We start from the raw sequence: 17,485 nt of genomic DNA, 5'->3' as shown, positions 1-17,485 counted from the left end.
GTCGACTGATGCCCCACGATCGCCGCGACCGACCGCGCGACGGTCGTGCCGACGCCCGGGGGGAACCGGAATGCCGGGGACGAACAGACCGCTTCGCAGCCGGTTCCGGTTACGGGGCCGGACGGTACGTCGGCCGTGATCGACGTACTGGTGGCCGGAGCCGGCATCGGCGGGCTCACGACCGCCCTCAGCCTGCACGCGGCGGGCATCGGCGTCCGCGTGGTCGACGCGGTCGAACAGCTGCGCCCGGTCGGTGTGGGCATCAACCTCCTGCCGTACGCGGTGCGCGAGCTGACCGAACTGGGCCTCGGCGCCGAACTCGCCGCGACCGCGGTACCGCCCGACGAGATGGTCCACTTCGACCGGCACGGCAACCGCATCTGGGGCGAGCCGCGCGGCCTCGCCCTCGGCTACCACTGGCCGCAGTACTCGGTCCACCGCGGCGCCCTCCAGCTGCTGCTGCTCGACGCGGTGCGCGACAGGCTCGGCGAGCGCGCGGTGCACACCGGCACCGCGTTCGTGCGCATGGCCGATCGGGAGGGGGCCGCGCTGCGGGTCGTCCTGCGGGACAGGGGACGGGCCAGGGAGTACTCGGTACGGGTGGCTGCCCTGGTCGGGGCGGACGGGCTGCACTCGGCCGTGCGGGCCCAGCTGCACCCCGGGGAGCGGCCGCCGCTGTGGAACGGCATCCGGATGTGGCGCGGCACCGCCGACTGGCACCCCGTGCTCGGCGGGCGGACCGTCGCGGTGGCCGGTTCCAACGCCACCGCGAAACTCGTCGTCTACCCGATCTCGCGGCACGCCGAGGAGCGCGGCCGCGCGCTGCTCAACTGGGTGGCCGAGGTGCGCTTCCCCGTCGAGCACCACCTCGGGCTCGCCGGACCCGCCGACTGGAACCGCTCGGGGCGCCTCTCGGACGTACTGCCGCACTACGCGGGCTGGCGCATCGGCGACCTCGACGTGCCCGCGCTGCTCGCCGCCACCCGGCACATCCTGGAGTACCCCATGGTCGACAGGGACCCGCTGCCGTTCTGGGGCCGGGGCCCGGTGACCCTGCTCGGCGACGCCGCCCACCCGATGTACCCGGTGGGGTCCAACGGCGGCTCCCAGGCGATCCTGGACGCCCGGGTCCTGGCCCGCTGCCTCGCGCTCGCCTCGCCCGACAGGGAGGCGGGCCTGCGGGCGTACGAGTCGGTGCGCCGCGAGGCGGTGAACGCGGTGGTGCTCGCCAACCGCGACATGCCCGCCGACCGCGTCCTGCAGACCGTGGCCGAACGGGCCCCCGAAGGCTTCGCCCACGTCCAGGACGTCCTGACCCCGGACGAACTCGCCGCGATCGACGAGGCGTACCGCAGCACGACGGGCATGGACGTGGCCGAGCTGAACGCGCGGGGGTCGTGGGGAGTGGGGTGAACGGGAGGGGCGTGCGGGTGAGGCGTACGGGTGGGGTGAACTCCCCGTCCGAATCCCGCCAGCCTCCGCCGCGTCCACGCGCGAGGCTCGACCCATGAACACCACGTACACGCCACGCGCCATCGCCCCCGACACCCTCGAGCAGCTCCGCGACACCGACGACGCGGGCCGCCCCTGCGTCCCGTACGTCGACGCGGAAGGCGGCTCTCCGCTGCGCTGCTGTCTGCGGCCCGTCGCCCCCGGCGAGCGCGTCGCCCTCGTCTCGTACGCGCCGCTGCGCCGCTGGGCGCGGGAGACCGGCGCGGCGCCCGGTGCCTACGACGAGCAGGGCCCGGTCTTCATCCACGCCGAGCCCTGCGAGGGGCCGCAGGGCGAGCGGGCCGGTTACCCGTTCTCGCGGGCCGGGGCCCTGCGCACGGTCCGGCGCTACGACGCCCGGGGGCACATCGTCGGCGGGCGCCTCATGGAGATCCCCGAGGACGAGGAGCAGGGCTTCGACGGCGTGTTCGCCGAGGCGTTCGCCGACCCCGAGGTCGCCCTCGTACACGTCCGCGCGGTCGAGTACGGCTGCTTCCACTTCGAGGTGCGCAGGCCCTGACCCGGCAGGCGTGCCTCACTCCACCGCGGCGAGTGCCCGCGCGAAGGCCCGGATCCGCTCCGTCTCGCCGTCGCGGTGCCAGACCATGCCGAGCACGGAGTCGGGGACGCCTTCGACCGGGACGTACACGACGTCGCGGCGGCCGTGGTACGAGGCCGTGGGACGGCACAGGAGCATCGCGCCCCGGCCCGCCGCGACCATCGTCAGTCCCTCCTGGAGCGTGCGGACCTCCAGGGCCTCGCCGGACGACGGGGCTTGGGCCTTCCGCCAGTACGCGGGCGCCGGCGCGGTCGCCGCGATGAGCGTGGTCCGCTCCAGGTCGGCCACCGTGAGCGAGTCGCACGCCGCCAGGGGATGCCGCACGGACACGGCGACGGTCTGCTCCTGTCGGGAGAAGACCGGGCCGAGGACGAGGTCCGGCTCCTCGACGGGGAGCAGCACGATCGCCGTGTCCACCTCACCGTGCCGCACCGCGCCGAAGGGGTCGGCGAAGGGGATCTCCACGATCTCCGTCACACAGGCCGGGTGCCGCTCCTGGAAGGCGGCGATCGCCGCCATGAGCCGGGCGTCGGCGGTCCCCTGGAAGCCGAGCCGCAACGTACCGTCGACGCCCCGTGCGGCCTCCCGCGCGCGCCGCACCGTCGCCGCCAACTCGTCGTACGAAGGCCGCAGTTCGGCCAGGAAGCGTTCGCCCAGCATGGTCAGCCGCACCCGGCGGCTGGTACGTTCCACGAGCCGGGCGCCGATGCGCTGCTCCAGGGCGGCGAGCAGCTGGCTGACACGGCTCTGCGAGACGTAGAGCCGCTCGCCCGTCCGCCCGAAGTGCAGTTCCTCGGCGAGTACGAGGAAGCACTCCAGCTCCCGGATCTCCAGTCCGTTCATGGTGCGCCGTTCCCTCTCCCCGCATCGATCAGTCCAGCTCATACAAGGATGAGATCTTCCATGTTGTTCCCCGCACGTGGGCGGCGGAGGGTGGACGTCATGTCACAGAGCACCAAGAGCATGCAACTCCCCGCAATGCAGGGCGAGTTGAAGAAACCGAGCGGCCGTCTCGCCGTCGTCGCCACCGCCACCGCGACCTTCTCCGTCGTCACCACGGAGATGCTCCCCGTCGGACTCCTCACCTCCATCGGCTCGGGGCTGCGCGTCTCGGACGGCACCGCGGGCCTCGCCGTCACCCTTCCCGGCCTCGTCGCGGCGTTCGCCGCCCTGCTGCTGCCCGGCGCGGCGCGGCGCGTGGACCGCCGCACACTCCTGTGCGCGCTGATGGCGCTGCTCGCCGTCGCCAATCTGCTCTCCGCGCTCGCCCCCGCCTTCGGCGTCCTGCTCGCCGCGCGCCTCCTGGTGGGCGTGTGCATCGGCGGAGTGTGGGCCATCGCGGCAGGACTCGGCGTACGCCTGGTCCGCGAGGAGGCCGCGGGGCGGGCCACCGCGGTGATATTCAGCGGGATCGCGGTGGCGTCCGTCCTCGGCGTCCCCGCGGGCACCTTCCTCGGCGAACTCGCGGGCTGGCGCTGGGCGTTCGCCGCCGCTTCGGTGTTCTCCCTGGCCGTGGCGGGGCTGCTGGCCGCCGCGCTGCCCGCGCTGCCCGCGCGGGAGGCGGCCGGGCCCGGTGCCTACCCCGGACTGCTGCGCATCGCCGATCTGCGGGCGGGTCTGGTCGCCCTGATGCTCGTGGTGACCGGGCACTTCGCCGCGTACACCTATGTCAGGCCCCTCCTGGAGCGGCTGCCCGACATCGGCGCCGGGCTCATCAGCGTGCTGCTGCTCGGCTACGGCGTCGCGGGCATCGTCGGCAACTTCGTGGCCGGAGCGGTGGCCGCCCGCGACCCGCGCCGCGCGATGCTCGCGATCTGCGCCGCGCTCACCGCCGTGGTCCTCCTCCTGGAGCCCGCGGGCGGTTCGCTCCCCGTGTCGGTGGTGCTGCTCGTCGCCTGGGGCGTGGCCTACGGCGGGGTCTCCGTCTCCACGCTGAACTGGGCGGTGGCGGCCGCTCCCCGGGCCCGTGAGGCGGCGTCGGCGCTGCTCGCCGGGGTCTTCAACCTGGCGATCGCCCTCGGCGCGTTCGTCGGCGGCCGGGTGGCGGACAGCCGGGGGGTCTCCCACGTGCTCTGGCTGAGCGCCGGGCTCGCGGGCCTCTCGCTGCTCGTGGTCGCGTACGCGAAGAGGGCGGCCACCCGCGCGGGGTGAGCGCCCTCCTCGGCGTTCTCGGCGTCCTCGCGGGCGTCAGCCCTTGAGCTCGGCCGCGACCAGCTCCGCGATCTGGACGGCGTTCAGCGCGGCGCCCTTGCGGAGGTTGTCGTCGGAGATGAAGAAGGCCAGGCCGTTCTCCACGGTCTCGTCGCTCCGGATGCGGCCCACGAACGCGTCGTCCTTGCCCGCGGCGACCAGCGGCGTCGGGACGTCCGTGAGGACGACGCCCTCGGCGGAGGCGAGGATCTCGGTGGCCCGCGCGGGGCTCAGCGGACGCGCGAAGCGGGCGTTGACCTGGAGGGAGTGACCGGTGAAGACCGGGACGCGCACACAGGTGCCGGAGACCTTCAGGCCCGGGATCTCCAGGATCTTGCGGGACTCGTTGCGGAGCTTCTGCTCCTCGTCGGTCTCGTTCAGGCCGTCGTCGACGATGGAGCCGGCCATCGGCAGCACGTTGTACGCGATGGGCGCGACGTACTTGTCCGGCTCGGGGAAGTCGACCGCCGAGCCGTCGTGGGTGAGCTTCGGGGCCTCCTCGCCGACCTTCTCGACCTGCTCGAAGAGCTCGTCGACACCGGCGAGGCCCGATCCCGACACCGCCTGGTACGTGGCGACGACGAGGGCTTCGAGCTCCGCCTCCAGGTGCAGCGGCTTGAGGACCGGCATCGCGGCCATCGTCGTGCAGTTCGGGTTCGCGATGATGCCCTTGGGGCGGTTCGCGACCGCGTGCGGGTTGACCTCGGAGACGACGAGGGGGACCTCGGGGTCCATGCGCCAGGCCGAGGAGTTGTCGATCACGACGGCGCCCTGCGAGGCCACCTTCTCGGCGAGGGCCTTGGACGTGGCGCCACCGGCGGAGAAGAGCACGATGTCCAGGCCCGTGTAGTCCGCCGTGGAGGCGTCCTCGACGGTCACGCCGTCCAGGACCGAGCCCGCCGAACGGGCCGAGGCGAACAGGCGCAGCTCGCTGGCGGGAAACTTCCGCTCGGCGAGGATCTTGCGCATGACCGTGCCGACCTGACCGGTGGCTCCGACGATTCCGACCTTCACAGGTACTTCCTCCGTGTGTGTGCGGCCCGGTGACCCTGGCCTGGGGTTGCTCCATGATGCGTCTGTCCAGGCCCGCGTTGTCCAATCCATTGTCCGAGGTGCGGGACGCCACATCCGGGGCGAACGTTTCGGGCCGCCCCGGCGTCGTAGGGGAAACGCGGGGATCGGAGGGGCACATTGCCGCGCAGGAAAGTGCGCCGCGCGTCACGGGCGGGGGCCGTGCCACGGGGGTCGGATCCGCTCGATCCGGCCCAGGAGGACCGGGTCAGGGCCGTGCTCGCGCTCGGCGGCGTGCCGCACGCGGACCTGCCGGACGGGGTGCAGCAGGTCCGCCTGAAACTCCTGGAGCGGGCGGCGGACGGGCGCGAGGCGCCGCGCGACGTCTCCGCGTGGGCGGCCGTCGTCGCCTCCAACCTGGCCATGGACTGGCACCGGGCCAGACGCAGGCAGGAGCGGCTCGGCGAGCGGCTGGCCGTGCTGTGGCGGGAGGCCACCGACGAGGACGGCGCGGAGGCCCGAGCCACCTCGCTCGCCGTCGCGCAGGGGCTCGGGGAGCTGCCCGACGCCCAGCGCCAGGTCGTGGTCCTGCGCTTCTACGCGGATCTGCCGGTCCGGGCGATCGCGGACGAACTGGGCATACCGGAGGGCACGGTCAAGAGCAGGCTGCACACGGCGGTACGTCTCCTGCGGGCGCGGCTGCACGAAGGGGAGGTGGTGTGACGTGCCGGGCGACGACAAGGCCGACGGCAGGGACGTCGACGCGCTGATGCTGGCGCTCACGGACGACCCGGTGCCCGCCGACGCGCTCAGCGACCCCGACTTCGCCGCCGAGCACGCGGCGGCCGTGGCGGACGTCACGCTGCTGCGGGAGCGGCTCGGCGCCGTGGGCGACGCGCTCGCGGCAGCGCCGACGCCGCCGGTGGTGCCGGTCAGGGCCCCGCGTTCGGCGGCGAGGCACCGCCTCACCGTCGGCCTCGGAACCGTCGCCGCGACGGTGGCCGCGCTGGTGATCGGCGGTCTCGGCTGGCTCGCGGTGGACGCCGGGCAGAGCACGAGCGGTGACTCGGACGCGGGGAAGGGCGCCGCCTCCGACAGCAAGGACGGCGCGGGCGGCGGCTCCGCCGATCTGACCCCCGAGGGCTTCGTCGCGTGCTCACGGCTCATCGTGGAGGGCACGGTCACGGCGGTGGACCCGGTGCCGGGCGGTGTGCAGGACCGCGTCACGGTCGACGTGCGGCGGTATCTGAAGCCGGAGTCCGGGCCGCGGACGATCACGTTCCCCATGAACCACGACGTGGACCCGCGCCTGGAGAAGGGCGACGACGTCCTGGTGACCATCCCGAAGGACGCGGCCGAGCCGGACAACTGGGCGAAGGACCGCAAGGACAGGGACCGGCTGCGCGCGATGGTCATCGAGGCCCTGCCGAGGTCGGCGACGATCCCGTGCGCCGGACGGGCTCGAACGAGCCCGTCCGGCGACTGAGGACACTGCTACGGCGTGACCTTCTCGACCTTCACGCTGCCGCTGCCCGCGACCGTGCCGCCCGCGTTCAGGAGCGACACCTCGCCGAACAGCTCACGGCCCGCGGCGGCCGGGGCCTTCGCCTCGACCTTGGCCTCGACGCCCGCCGTGGCGCCGTTGGCGAGCTTGATCTGCTTCGACTCGTCGACCGTGACCCGGCCGAGCGCGTCGGAGAAGAACACGTCGCGGTAGTCGTACGCGGTCGTCCCGGACGGCACCGAGTAGCCCGCCACCTCGATCGTGTACGTACCGGCGGCGGGCTTGGTCAGGCTGACCGACTCCTCCGAGTCGCCCTCGGCCGACGAACCGACGACGACGCCGTCCTTCTTGACGGCCAGGTCCAGGTCGGCGGCGACATCGGCGGTGGAGCCGATGGCGACGTCGAGACGCTCCGCGCCCGCGGGCACGACGACCTCGGTGACCTGCGTCTCACCCTGCTTGATGGTGGGCCGCGCCGACTTGGACGAGCCGAGCGAGCCGCCCTTCAGCTTGCCGTCGACGGCCGCGAAGTTGTTCGTGGCCTGCCAGGTGACGGGGGCGGGCGTGCCGACCTTCGCCTCGGGCAGCGTCTGCACGGCCGGGTCGAAGGCGACACCGAGCGCGGCGACGTTCAGCTTGTACGGGTTGTCGAGCAGCGGCGACGTACGGCGCGACTCGACCTCGATCTCCCAGACACCGGCCTGCGGGTCCGCGTACGAACGCAGGTCCGGACGGCAGGTGTTGGCGGGGTTCTCGTAGTTCGGGTAGCAGACGATCGACGAGGTGGAGTCGAGCGGGACGCCGTACGGGTGCACCGCGATGAAGCGCGTCTGGCTCTTGTCCTTCAGACCGCCGAGCGAGACCTCCAGGGACTTGGCGCCCTTGGGGACGGTGACGAAGTACGACTGGGTGCTGTTGCGCTGCGTCGAGCTCGTCGCCGAGAACGTGTACGACGGCTTGGCGAGCGGCGCCGAGACGACGACCGTCGACATGATCTGCTGGTCGATGCCCTCGGTGCGCTCGTCGTCCACGGTCAGGATCGCGCTGTGCAGACCCGCCGAGGCGGCCTTCGCCTGGACCTTGACGGTGACCGGCTTGTTCAGCGGCAGCGTCACCTCGTCCTTGCCCAGCAGCTTGAACGTGCCCTCGTGGTTGTTGGCCAGGTCCAGCTCGTGACGGACGCCGCGGTCGGGGCCCGAGGTGCGGGTGATCGTCACGTCGTACGTCCGCTTCTGGCCGGTCCTCAGGCCGCCCTCACGGTCGTAGATGCCGGTGCCGGGCTTCTTCAGCTCCTGCTCAAGGGCGGTGTCGACCGGGGCCTTCACCGTGTACGTGTGGGCCTTGGCGCCGTCCTCGATGGCGTCCCAGGCGTCCACGATGTCGATCAGGCCGGTGCCCTGCGCGTACGCCTGCTCGCCGCGGATGTGGCTCGCGGTCGAGGTCAGCGCGGTGCGCAGCTTCGCCGGGGTGAGGGCGATCTTCTCCTGCTTCGCGGCGGAGAGCAGCAGTGCCGAGGCGCCCGCGGCCTGCGGGGACGCCATCGAGGTGCCCTGGAGCATCGAGTAGCCGGCGGGGAGCTGGTAGCCCGCCTCGGCGACCGGGGAGCCCGGCAGCCAGGTCTGCGTGGTGTTGATGGCCGAGCCCGGCGCCGAGATGATCGGCGCGAAGCCGCCGTCCTCACGCGGACCGCGCGAGGAGAACGGCATCATGGCGTACTTCTTCTCCACCTGGGAGCCGTAGTTGGCGGCCCAGGTCTCCTTGGAGATGGCGGCGCCGACCGAGATGACCTTGTCCGCGAGGCCGGGGTCGCCGATGGTGTTCGCGCCGGGGCCGCTGTTGCCCGCGGAGATCACCAGCTGCACGCCGTACTCGTCGATGAGGCGCTTGTAGAGCTCGGCGCGCGCGTTGTTGCCGTCGTTCAGCGCCGGGAGCCCGCCGATCGACATGTTGACGATGTCGACGCCGCGCTTCGTGACGAGGTCGATCATGCCCTCGGTGAGCGCGACGTTGGTGCAGCCGCCGGTCCAGGTGCAGGCGCGCGAGGAGACCAGCTTGGCGCCGGGCGCCGCGCCGTTCATCTTGCCGCCGAACAGGCCGTTGGCCGCGGTGATGCCCGCGACGTGCGTGCCGTGCTCGGACTCGATGACGCCGATGTTGACGAAGTCGGCCTTCTTGCCGACCCAGTCGCCGCCGTACGGGTCGGTCGGCACGTCCTTGCGGATCTCGACGACGAACGGGACGCGCTCGACGACGTCGGTCGCCGGGTCGTCCTTGCCGAAGTAGGCGACCTGGTGGTCCTCCTTGTACGGCTTGAGGACCTCGTCGTCGGTGAAGTCGTTGTTGTCGTTCAGGTCGACGCGGACCGTCCCCGCGGCCGGGTCGTACAGGACGCCCCAGCTGTCGGTGGTGTCGCCGTCGCGGTTGATGTCGCCCTTGGCGTCGCCGCCGGTGGTGGCCGACTCGCGGAAGCGGTTGACCTGGAAGGAGCCCGCGGGGGCCTTCCACGTCTCGCTGTCCCAGGTGAAGACGGGGCCGGTGACCGGGTTGGTCATGCGGCGCCAGGTGCCGTCCGCGTCCACGATCGGGTCGGTCGCCGTCACCCAGTCGGTGATCTTGCGCTCGCCGGTGGTGGTCTTCTTCAGCGCGGGGTGGCCCAGGTCGATGCCGGAGTCCAGGATGCCGATGGTGATGCCCCGGCCGTCGGCCTTCGGGTGCTTCTTCACGAAGTCGACGGCGCCCGTCTCGGCGGACGGGTTGTACGGGTTCTTCGCCGGGGTGCTCTTGCCCGGGCCCGCGTACGTGCCCTTGGCCGCGGGCTTCGCGCCCTTGGCGCGGTCGGCCGCCGGGGTCGGGTCGTCGAGCTCGATCTCGTGGCGCAGGTCGATGCCGTGCACGGACGACAGCTTGGCGGCCGACTTGATCGCGGCGTCAGCCTCGGCCGTCGGCACGGTCGCGCGGACGTAGCCGAGCTTGTCGTAGGTGCGGCCGACCGAGCCGCCCTTGACGGCGTCGAGCTGGTCCGCGACCTGCTCGGTGGCGCCCGGCGCGGTGGCCACCATCATCGTGACGGTCTTCTCGCCGTCCGCCTTGGCGTCCGCGAGCAGTTCGGCGTCGGCCGAACCGAGCTTGTCGCCGGTGGACTTGGGCGCGGGGACGGGCGTGCTGTCCGCGGCGAAGGCCATGGGGGCGGCCCCGGTCGCGCAGAGCGCGGCGGTGAGACCGACGGCTATCGCGAGGCGGGGCGCGCGTCTGGCGCTGGAACTGGATCTGGGCATCGGCATCCCTGTGCGTGAAGGTCGGGAAGGAGGGTCTGTCCGGCCCCGGATTCCGGAACGTTCCGGAATCCGGGGCCGGATGACCGCTCAGCCTTACGCAAGTGACTGCTGTTTGGGGAGAGTTGTCCGAGCTGTGATCGGGGCGTGACGCAATTCCGCCATGCGCCATGGCGGACAAGGCGGGGTATAGGGGGACTTGGGCAGGGAACTGTTTCGGGTCCCCTCACGTCTCGCGCGAGCGCGCGTAGTGCCGCGACGCCTTCGCGCGGTTGCCACAGGCGGCCATCGAGCACCAGCGCCGGGTGCCGTTGCGCGAGGTGTCGAAGAAGTGCAGCACGCACGCCTCGTGGGCGCAGCCGCGGATCCGGTCGGGCGCGGCGGCGAGCAGCCGCAGGTAGTCACGGGCCGCGAGCCAGGCGGCGCCCCACGCCGGGTCCGCGAACTCGGGCTCCTCGCCGGGGCCTTCGCCGGTGAGGCGCGCGCGGATGCGGCCGTGCGCGAGGACCTCGTCGACGCGGGCGGCGCCCGCCGGGTCGCCGGGGGAGTCCACGGCGGAGGCGAGCGCGTCGCGGGCGCGCAGGACGTGTTCGAGCGTCGGCCCGTCGGCGGCGAACCGCTCGTCGAGCCCGTTCGCCGCGAGCCAGACCGCGAGCCCCTCGGTGCCGGTGAGCCCCTCGGTGCCCGTGAGCAGGTCCTGGCGCTCGCCGTCGCGCATCCAGACGGTGTTGAGCAGATCGAGGGAGAGCGGCTCGCCGGTGAGGGGGCGGGGGTCGTGCGGCATGGGGGTTCCCTTCAGTGCTAACCGGTCAAGCGTACGTGACTGGTTGACGCGCTCGGCGTCTAACCCTTAACCTCAATATGAAAGGTTAGGCGCATGTCCGACCAGGGGAGAGTCATGACCACGTCCACCGCTCCGCGCACCGGCCACATCGGCCTCAACGTCACCGACCTGGAGCACTCGCTCGCCTTCTACCGGGACGTCCTCGGCTACGGCGTACTCGGCGAGGGCAAGGAGGAAGGCCGCCGCTTCGCCTTCCTCGGGGAGGAGGGCGCCCGCCCCGTCCTCACGCTCTGGCAGCAGGCGGACGCGGCGTTCGCCGGGGGCAACGCGGGCCTGCACCACCTCGCGATCGAGGTCGACACCATCGAGCGCGTCAGGGAGTACGAGAGCGCGCTGCGGGCGTACGGCGTGGAGTTCGCGTACGAGGGGGTCGTGCCGCACGGCGAGGGCGCGACGTCCGGCGGAATCTTCTTCCACGACCCGGACGGCACGCGCTTGGAGATCTACGCTCCGTCCGGTGCGGAGTCGGGTGCGGCGCCGATCGAGTCGGCCCCCACCTGCGGCTTCTTCTAGAGGGGGGAGCGCCCCGCCAGGGGCGCCCCGTCAGGGGCGCGGGGAACTGCGCGCCCAGCCACAACGCACCCGCAGACGGAGTCCATCCATGTCCTCGCACGCAGTGCAGTCCCCCTACCACCAGGGCTCCCGCGCCCTTCAGAAGAAGGTCGGCGTAACGGACCTCGCCGACCATGTGGGCCGCTCCATAGGCCAGGGCATCCGCCCGGTAGCGGGCGCCTTCCTGGAGCTCCAGCCCATGCTGGTGATAGGCGCCCCCGCCAGCTCCGGCGCCGTCCACGCCTCACTGCTGACCGGCGCCCCCGGCTTCGTACGGGCCACAGGGCCCCGGCAGGTCTCGGTGGCGGCCTCTCCACCCGCCACCGACCCCCTCGCCGAGGTCCTGACCCACGACAGCACGCCCCTGGGCACCATCGCACTCGACCCGCGCACGCGACGCCGCATGCGCCTCAACGGCCGCGCGAGGCCCACGCCCCGCGGTCTCGCGATCGAGGCCGACCAGGTGTTCTCCAACTGCCCCAAGTACATCCAGAAGCGGGAGCTGTACGACGGGCGGCGGCCGGAAGGTCCCGGCGAGCCCCGGCGCGGCACGGCGCTCACGGACGGGCAGCGCGCCTTCGTGACCGCCGCGGACACCTTCTTCCTCGCCACGGTCCACGCGCGCGGCGCCGACGCCAGCCACCGCGGCGGCAACCCCGGCTTCGTCCGCGTCACCTCGCCGTACGCACTGGAATGGGACGACTTCCCGGGCAACGCGATGTTCCTCTCCCTGGGCAACCTCGCCGAGAACCCCCGGGCGGGCCTCCTCTTCCTCGACTGGACCACAGGCACCACGCTCCAGCTCACCGGCACGGCCGAGACGAGCCACGCCCCCGACGCCACCCGCACGGTCCACTTCACGCTCACCGAAGCGATCGAGACCCCGCACGCGAGCCCATGGCGCTGGTCGGCACCGGAGTACTCGCCCGCGAACCCGCAGGTTATCCCCCCAAACCCCAGCGGAGCGCCTAGCGTCGGCATGTGCAGAAAGAGCTGAGGGTGGCGGCCTACGCCGTATGCGTACGGGACGACCACGTGCTGCTCGCCCGCTGGGTGGCGGGCGACGGCAGCAAGCGGTGGACGCTGCCCGGCGGCGGCATGGACCACGGCGAGGATCCCTACGACACCGTGATCCGCGAGGTCGACGAGGAGACCGGCTACGCGGTCGAGCCGCTCACGCTCCTCGGCATCGACTCCCTGCGCCGCCGCTACCCCCGCAGGCTCGGCGCCGTCGCCGACTTCCACGGCCTGCGCATCGTGTACGAGGGCCGGATCACCGGCGGCGCACTGCGCCACGAGACGGACGGGTCCACGGACCTGGCCGCCTGGCACCCCCTGGAGTCCGTACCGGACCTCGACCGCGTCGGACTCGTCGACATCGGCCTCGCCCTGTGGCGCGCACGCCCCGCCGACGGGCACGGGACCCGCACCGCGGACCCCGGCCGCTGAACCCCCGACGAGCCTTCCCTTCCCCGGAAGATGAACGTGGAGTGACCGCCTCCTCTCCGGCCGGAGAGGGCCTCATGACCGCGCAGGGTATCGGCTGATCCACGTACGGTGATCTGCGCCGCACGTTGCGGTCTCGTTCACGCGCAGGTCATCCCCGCTGCCAACGATCCAGTACGAGCGGGGAGTTCGCAGGCCGAAGCCAGGCCCGGGCCCCCCGCGACCACTGCCGACGCGTTCGCACTCGGGGAGACCGCGCCATGCCGCGCACACGCTCTGTCGCCACCGCAACCGCCAAGGTCGTAGCAGGTACCACCGCCGCGACGGCCGACGTCGCCTCCGCCGTGGCCGGCGCCACGGCGCGACTCGACCGCCGTGCCTTCCTGGCCGCCGCCGGAGCGGTCACCCTCTCCGCCGGGGTCGGCTACGCGCTGGGCCCCGGCGCGGGCTCGGGCAACGCCGCACCCGCCGGGCACGCCACCGTGCCGCGCTCCCGGCAGGCGCCTGCGGCGCCCCTCGCGCCCTACCGGGGCGGCACCACCCTGCTCACCGCGGCCGCGGCGCGCGGCGCCTCCGGCTACCGGCGGCTCGGCGAAGGGCCCGCCTGGGGCCGCGTGGTCCGCGGCGACCTGGCGGCGGCGAAGCCGGGGCGCGAGGGGCGCAGGACCGCGCTCGCCGCGTTCGTCCAGTTCACCGATCTGCACCTGGTCGACGTCCAGCACCCGCTGCGCTACGAGTACTTGCGCGCGCAGACCGCGAGCGCCTGGCGTCCGCAGGAGTCCCTCTCGGTGGCCGGTGCCGTCTCCCTCGTCGAGCGCGTCAACTCGCTGCGCGGCGCGCCCGCCACCGGCGCGCCCCTGCACTGCGTCGTCACCACCGGCGACAACACCGACAACAACTCCCGCGGCGAACTCGACTGGTTCCTCAAGGTGATGAGCGGCGGCCGCATCACGCCCAACACGGGTGACCCGCGCCATTACGAGGGCGTCCAGGACAGCGGGCTCACGCTCTACTGGCACCCGGACGACGCCCTGCGCGACGCCGACAAGCGCCTCGGCTTCCCGCGCCTGCACGGCTTCCTGGACGCCGCGATCCGCGAGGTCAACAGCCCCGGCCTCGGCCTCCCCTGGTACTCCACGGTCGGCAACCACGACGCGCTGCCCGGCGGCTGCTGGGCGCCCGCAGACTCCTACTTCACCGAATTCGCCGTCGGTGGACGGAAGTTGATGGCACTGGACGAACAGCGCGGTGCCGCCCTGTGGAAGGCCGTCAAGAAGGGCCGCGACCCCAAGGGCGATCACTTCAAGGAACTGCTCAGGAGCGAGTCGCGGCGCATGCGGAACGTCACGCCCGACGCATCGCGGGCGCCCTTCACCCCGGCCGAGTACATACGGGCGCACCTGGACCCGGCCCACAAGGGCCGGGGCCCCGTCGGCCACGGCTACACGCAGGAGAACCTGGCGTCCGCCACCCAGTACTACTCCTTCCGCATCAGCGACGACGTGCTCGGCATCAGCCTGGACACCACCGACCCCGGCGGCCACTACGAGGGCTCGCTCGGGACCGCCCAACTGCGCTGGCTGGAAAGGGAACTGGCCGCCAACGAGCGGCGTGCGGGCGGTCCCTCGTACGTCGTCGTCCTCAGTCACCACACCAGCAGGACCATGCGGAACCTGCGGCACGACCCCGCACGGCCCGGCGAGGCCCGGCACGGCGGCGACGAGATCCTCGCACTTCTCGGCCGCCACCGATCAGTTCTGGCCTGGGTCAACGGCCACAGCCACAAGAACGCCATCACGCCGCACCGGACCGCGCACGGCTCCTTCTGGGAGGTCTCCACGGCGTCGCACATCGACTTCCCGCAGCTCGCGCGGGTGGTGGAGATCAGCGACAACCACGACGGCACGGTCTCCCTCTTCACCACGCTCATCGAATCCGCCGCCCCGCACCGCACGGACTTCGCCGACCTCTCCCAGACCGGCCTGGCCGCGCTCTACCGCGAGCTCTCCTTCAACGCCCCTGGTGCGAAGCCCGCGTTGGGCGGCGAGGCGGGGGACAGGAACACGGAACTCATCCTCAAGAAGGGCTGATCGGCCGAGACCGAGGAGGCGCCGGGCGATCGGCCGGAAAGCGCTCAACCCGCATGCCGCTGTCAACCTCCGCACCGGGCCGCCCAGTCCCCCCTGGCGACCACGATCGACAACGGAGGGGGCACCACATGTCAGTGCGGAGGGATCGTGTGCGAAGGGGTCGTGTGCTGGGGGCGGCGGCGCTGTTGAGCACGGTGACGGCGATGACGGCGGGGGCGCTCGCCGCCCCGGCGTCCGCCGCGCCGGGGCATGACCGTCATGAGGCGACCCGGCGGGCGCTCGACGGCATCGTCGCGGAGGGCGTGCCCGGGGTGACGGCTCAGGCGCGCGACAAGTACGGCACCTGGGATGCGGCTTCGGGCGTCGGCGACCTGAAACGGGGCACGCCGCGGGGCAAGCACGACCGCTTCCGGGTCGGGAGCATCACCAAGACGTTCGTGGCGACCGTGCTGCTCCAGTTGCAGGCGGAGGGGCGGATCGACCTGGACGACACGGTGGGCAAGTGGCTGCCCGGTGTCGTCGAGGGGAACGGGCACGACGGGGACGCGATCACGGTCCGCCAGATCCTGAACCACACCAGCGGCATCTTCGACTACTCCACCGACGAGGAGTTCTCGCGGAAGGTGTTCGGCAAGGAGTTCTTCCAGCACCGCTACGACACCTGGACGCCCGAGCAGTTGGTGAACCTCGCCATGCGCCACAAGCCCGACTTCGCGCCGGGCACGGACTGGAAGTACTCCAACACCAACTACATCGTCGCCGGGATGATCATCAAGAAGGTGACGGGCAACGCGTACGGCGACGAGATCAAGCGGCGCGTCATCGACCCCCTCCACCTGAACGCCACCACGGTCCCCGGCACCCGCGCGACCATGCCGCGCCCCAGCTCCCGCGCCTACGGCAAGCTCCCGTTGGACCCGGAGGCCAAGGTGTACGACGTGACGGAGCTGAACCCGTCCATGGGGGGCTCGGCGGGTGAGATCATCTCCGACTCCGACGATCTGAACCGCTTCTACTCGGCGCTGCTCGGCGGCAGGCTGCTGCCCAAGGCGGAGCTCACCGAGATGAAGACGGTGGTTCCCGTGGGCGGGAGGGGCGGCGGCTACGGGCTCGGCATCTCCGAGATGCAGCTGCCCTGCAAGGGGAAGGTCTGGGGCCACGACGGCGGCATCCACGGCTCGTCGTCCCTGGCGCTGACGACCCCGGACGGCCGCCACTCACTGGCACTCAACATGAACGGCGACTGGGCCGGTGACCTCGATCCCGTGGTGACGGCCGAGTTCTGTGGAGCGGAGAAGAAGGCATGACGCCGAGCAGAGGACTGACGGGCGCCGCGACGGCGCTGACCGTGGCGCTGGCGGCGGGCGCGCTCGCGGCCCCCGCGTCCGCCGCGCCGCGGCCGGACCGTCATGAGGCGACCCGGCGGGCGCTCGACGGCATCGTCGCGGAGGGCGTGCCCGGCGTGACCGCCCAGGTGCGCGACAAGTACGGCTCCTGGAACACCGCTTCGGGCGTCGGCGACCTGAGACGGGGCACCCCGCGGGGCAGACACGACCGCTTCCGCGTCGGGAGCATCACCAAGACGTTCGTGGCGACCGTGCTCCTCCAGTTGCAGGCGGAGGGCCGGATCGACCTGGACGACACGGTGGGCAAGTGGCTGCCGGGCGTCGTCGAGGGGAACGGACACGACGGGGACGCGATCACGGTCCGCCAGGTCCTCAACCAGACCAGCGGGATCGCCGACTACTCCCGGGTCGACGCGTTCGCCCGCAAGGTGTTCAGCAAGGAGTTCTTCCAGCACCGCTACGACACCTGGACGCCCGAGCAGTTGGTGAAGCTCGCCATGAGCAAGGAGCGGGCCTTCGTGCCCGGGTCGGACTGGGGCTACTCCAACACCAACTACATCGTGGCCGGGATGATCATCAAGAAGGTGACGGGGAACGAGTACGGCGACGAGATCAGGTGGCGCGTCATCGAACCGCTCCACCTGAACGCCACCATCGCCCCCGGCACCCGCGCGACCATGCCGCGCCCCAGCTCCCGCGCCTACGGCAAGCTCCCCATGGACCCGGAGGCCAAGGTGTACGACGTGACGGAGCTGAACCCGTCCTTCGCCGGCTCGGCGGGCGAGATCATCTCCGACTCCGACGACCTGAACCGCTTCTACTCGGCGCTGCTCGGCGGCAGGCTGCTGCCCGAGGAGCAGCTCGCCGAGATGAAGCACACGGTGTCCCGGGGTGATCGCGGCGGTGAGTACGGGCTCGGCCTCATCAAGCTGGAGCTGGACTGCAAGACGGTGGTCTGGGGCCACGACGGCGATCTGCACGGCTCATCGAACCTGGCGATGACGACCGAGGACGGCCGCCACTCGCTGGCACTCAACATGAACGGCGACTGGACGGGCGACGCCGACCCCGTGGTGGACGCGGAGTTCTGCGGCACGTAGCAGGGACGGCGCGCGTGCGAAGGGGCGGGAACCCGTGGCTTCACGGAGTCCCGCCCCTTCACTCCCCTCCTGCGGTCCTG

At 72.2% G+C, this 17,485-nt stretch carries 15 protein-coding genes; 11 read left to right on the top strand and 4 right to left on the bottom strand.

All coding sequences use genetic code 11. The features are described 5' to 3' along the window. The first annotated feature begins 138 nt into the window (after positions 1-138). Complete coding sequence (locus KY5_RS14015) at positions 139-1,413, top strand: flavin-dependent oxidoreductase (protein ID WP_098247240.1); 1,275 nt, start codon at positions 139-141, stop codon at positions 1,411-1,413. A 94-nt stretch (positions 1,414-1,507) separates the two neighbouring features. Next, on the top strand, positions 1,508-2,011 hold the full coding sequence (locus KY5_RS14010) for a DUF1203 domain-containing protein (RefSeq protein ID WP_098242562.1): 504 nt from the start codon (positions 1,508-1,510) through the stop codon (positions 2,009-2,011). Positions 2,012-2,026: 15 nt separating this feature from the next. On the opposite strand, the gene KY5_RS14005 is transcribed toward KY5_RS14010, so the two are convergent. Then, positions 2,027-2,893, bottom strand: a complete 867-nt coding sequence (locus KY5_RS14005) for a LysR family transcriptional regulator (protein WP_098242561.1) — start codon at positions 2,891-2,893, stop codon at positions 2,027-2,029. 99 nt (positions 2,894-2,992) lie between these two features. Here KY5_RS14005 and KY5_RS14000 point away from each other — a divergent pair, with 99 nt between their 5' ends. After that, entirely contained in the window at positions 2,993-4,201 is a 1,209-nt protein-coding gene (locus tag KY5_RS14000) for an MFS transporter (protein WP_098242560.1), read from the top strand. 36 nt (positions 4,202-4,237) lie between these two features. Here KY5_RS14000 and KY5_RS13995 read toward each other — a convergent pair whose 3' ends face one another. After that, positions 4,238-5,254, bottom strand: coding sequence for an aspartate-semialdehyde dehydrogenase (locus KY5_RS13995; RefSeq protein ID WP_098242559.1), 1,017 nt, complete (start codon positions 5,252-5,254; stop codon positions 4,238-4,240). Positions 5,255-5,431: 177 nt separating this feature from the next. On the opposite strand from KY5_RS13995, the gene KY5_RS13990 reads away from it, so the two are divergent. Both KY5_RS13990 and KY5_RS13985 read left to right on the top strand, forming a co-directional pair. Continuing rightward, positions 5,432-5,974, top strand: coding sequence for an RNA polymerase sigma factor (locus KY5_RS13990; protein WP_098242558.1), 543 nt, complete (start codon positions 5,432-5,434; stop codon positions 5,972-5,974). Between the two features lies 1 nt (position 5,975). Then, positions 5,976-6,737 carry a hypothetical protein gene (locus KY5_RS13985; RefSeq protein WP_234362723.1) on the top strand — a complete coding sequence of 254 codons (762 nt, stop codon included), beginning with the start codon at positions 5,976-5,978 and terminating at the stop codon, positions 6,735-6,737. Between the two features lie 8 nt (positions 6,738-6,745). Here the strand turns inward: KY5_RS13985 and KY5_RS13980 are convergent, their stop codons facing one another. Further along, entirely contained in the window at positions 6,746-10,030 is a 3,285-nt protein-coding gene (locus KY5_RS13980) for a S8 family serine peptidase (RefSeq protein WP_234362722.1), read from the bottom strand. 223 nt (positions 10,031-10,253) lie between these two features. Beyond that, positions 10,254-10,811, bottom strand: a complete 558-nt coding sequence (locus KY5_RS13975; protein ID WP_098242556.1) for a CGNR zinc finger domain-containing protein — start codon at positions 10,809-10,811, stop codon at positions 10,254-10,256. 114 nt (positions 10,812-10,925) lie between these two features. On the opposite strand from KY5_RS13975, the gene KY5_RS13970 reads away from it, so the two are divergent. From KY5_RS13970 to KY5_RS13945, 6 genes are all read left to right on the top strand, one after another. Beyond that, positions 10,926-11,384, top strand: a complete 459-nt coding sequence (locus KY5_RS13970; RefSeq protein WP_098242555.1) for a VOC family protein — start codon at positions 10,926-10,928, stop codon at positions 11,382-11,384. 88 nt (positions 11,385-11,472) lie between these two features. Next, on the top strand, positions 11,473-12,420 hold the full coding sequence (locus KY5_RS13965; RefSeq protein ID WP_098242554.1) for a pyridoxamine 5'-phosphate oxidase family protein: 948 nt from the start codon (positions 11,473-11,475) through the stop codon (positions 12,418-12,420). Beyond that, complete coding sequence (locus KY5_RS13960) at positions 12,405-12,872, top strand: NUDIX hydrolase (protein WP_098242553.1); 468 nt, start codon at positions 12,405-12,407, stop codon at positions 12,870-12,872. The genes KY5_RS13965 and KY5_RS13960 overlap by 16 nt, the downstream gene beginning before the upstream one ends. 257 nt (positions 12,873-13,129) lie before the next feature. After that, entirely contained in the window at positions 13,130-14,959 is a 1,830-nt protein-coding gene (locus KY5_RS13955; protein ID WP_098242552.1) for a TIGR03767 family metallophosphoesterase, read from the top strand. A 128-nt stretch (positions 14,960-15,087) separates the two neighbouring features. Further along, on the top strand, positions 15,088-16,266 hold the full coding sequence (locus KY5_RS13950; RefSeq protein ID WP_098242551.1) for a serine hydrolase domain-containing protein: 1,179 nt from the start codon (positions 15,088-15,090) through the stop codon (positions 16,264-16,266). Further along, entirely contained in the window at positions 16,263-17,405 is a 1,143-nt protein-coding gene (locus tag KY5_RS13945) for a serine hydrolase domain-containing protein (protein ID WP_098242550.1), read from the top strand. The genes KY5_RS13950 and KY5_RS13945 overlap by 4 nt, the downstream gene beginning before the upstream one ends. Positions 17,406-17,485: the final 80 nt, after the last annotated feature.

This window comes from Streptomyces formicae (genome assembly GCF_002556545.1).
GTDB lineage: Bacteria > Actinomycetota > Actinomycetes > Streptomycetales > Streptomycetaceae > Streptomyces > Streptomyces formicae_A.
The sequence above is the reverse complement of the archived record's forward strand: the minus strand, read 5'-3'. Positions and strand labels throughout refer to the sequence as shown.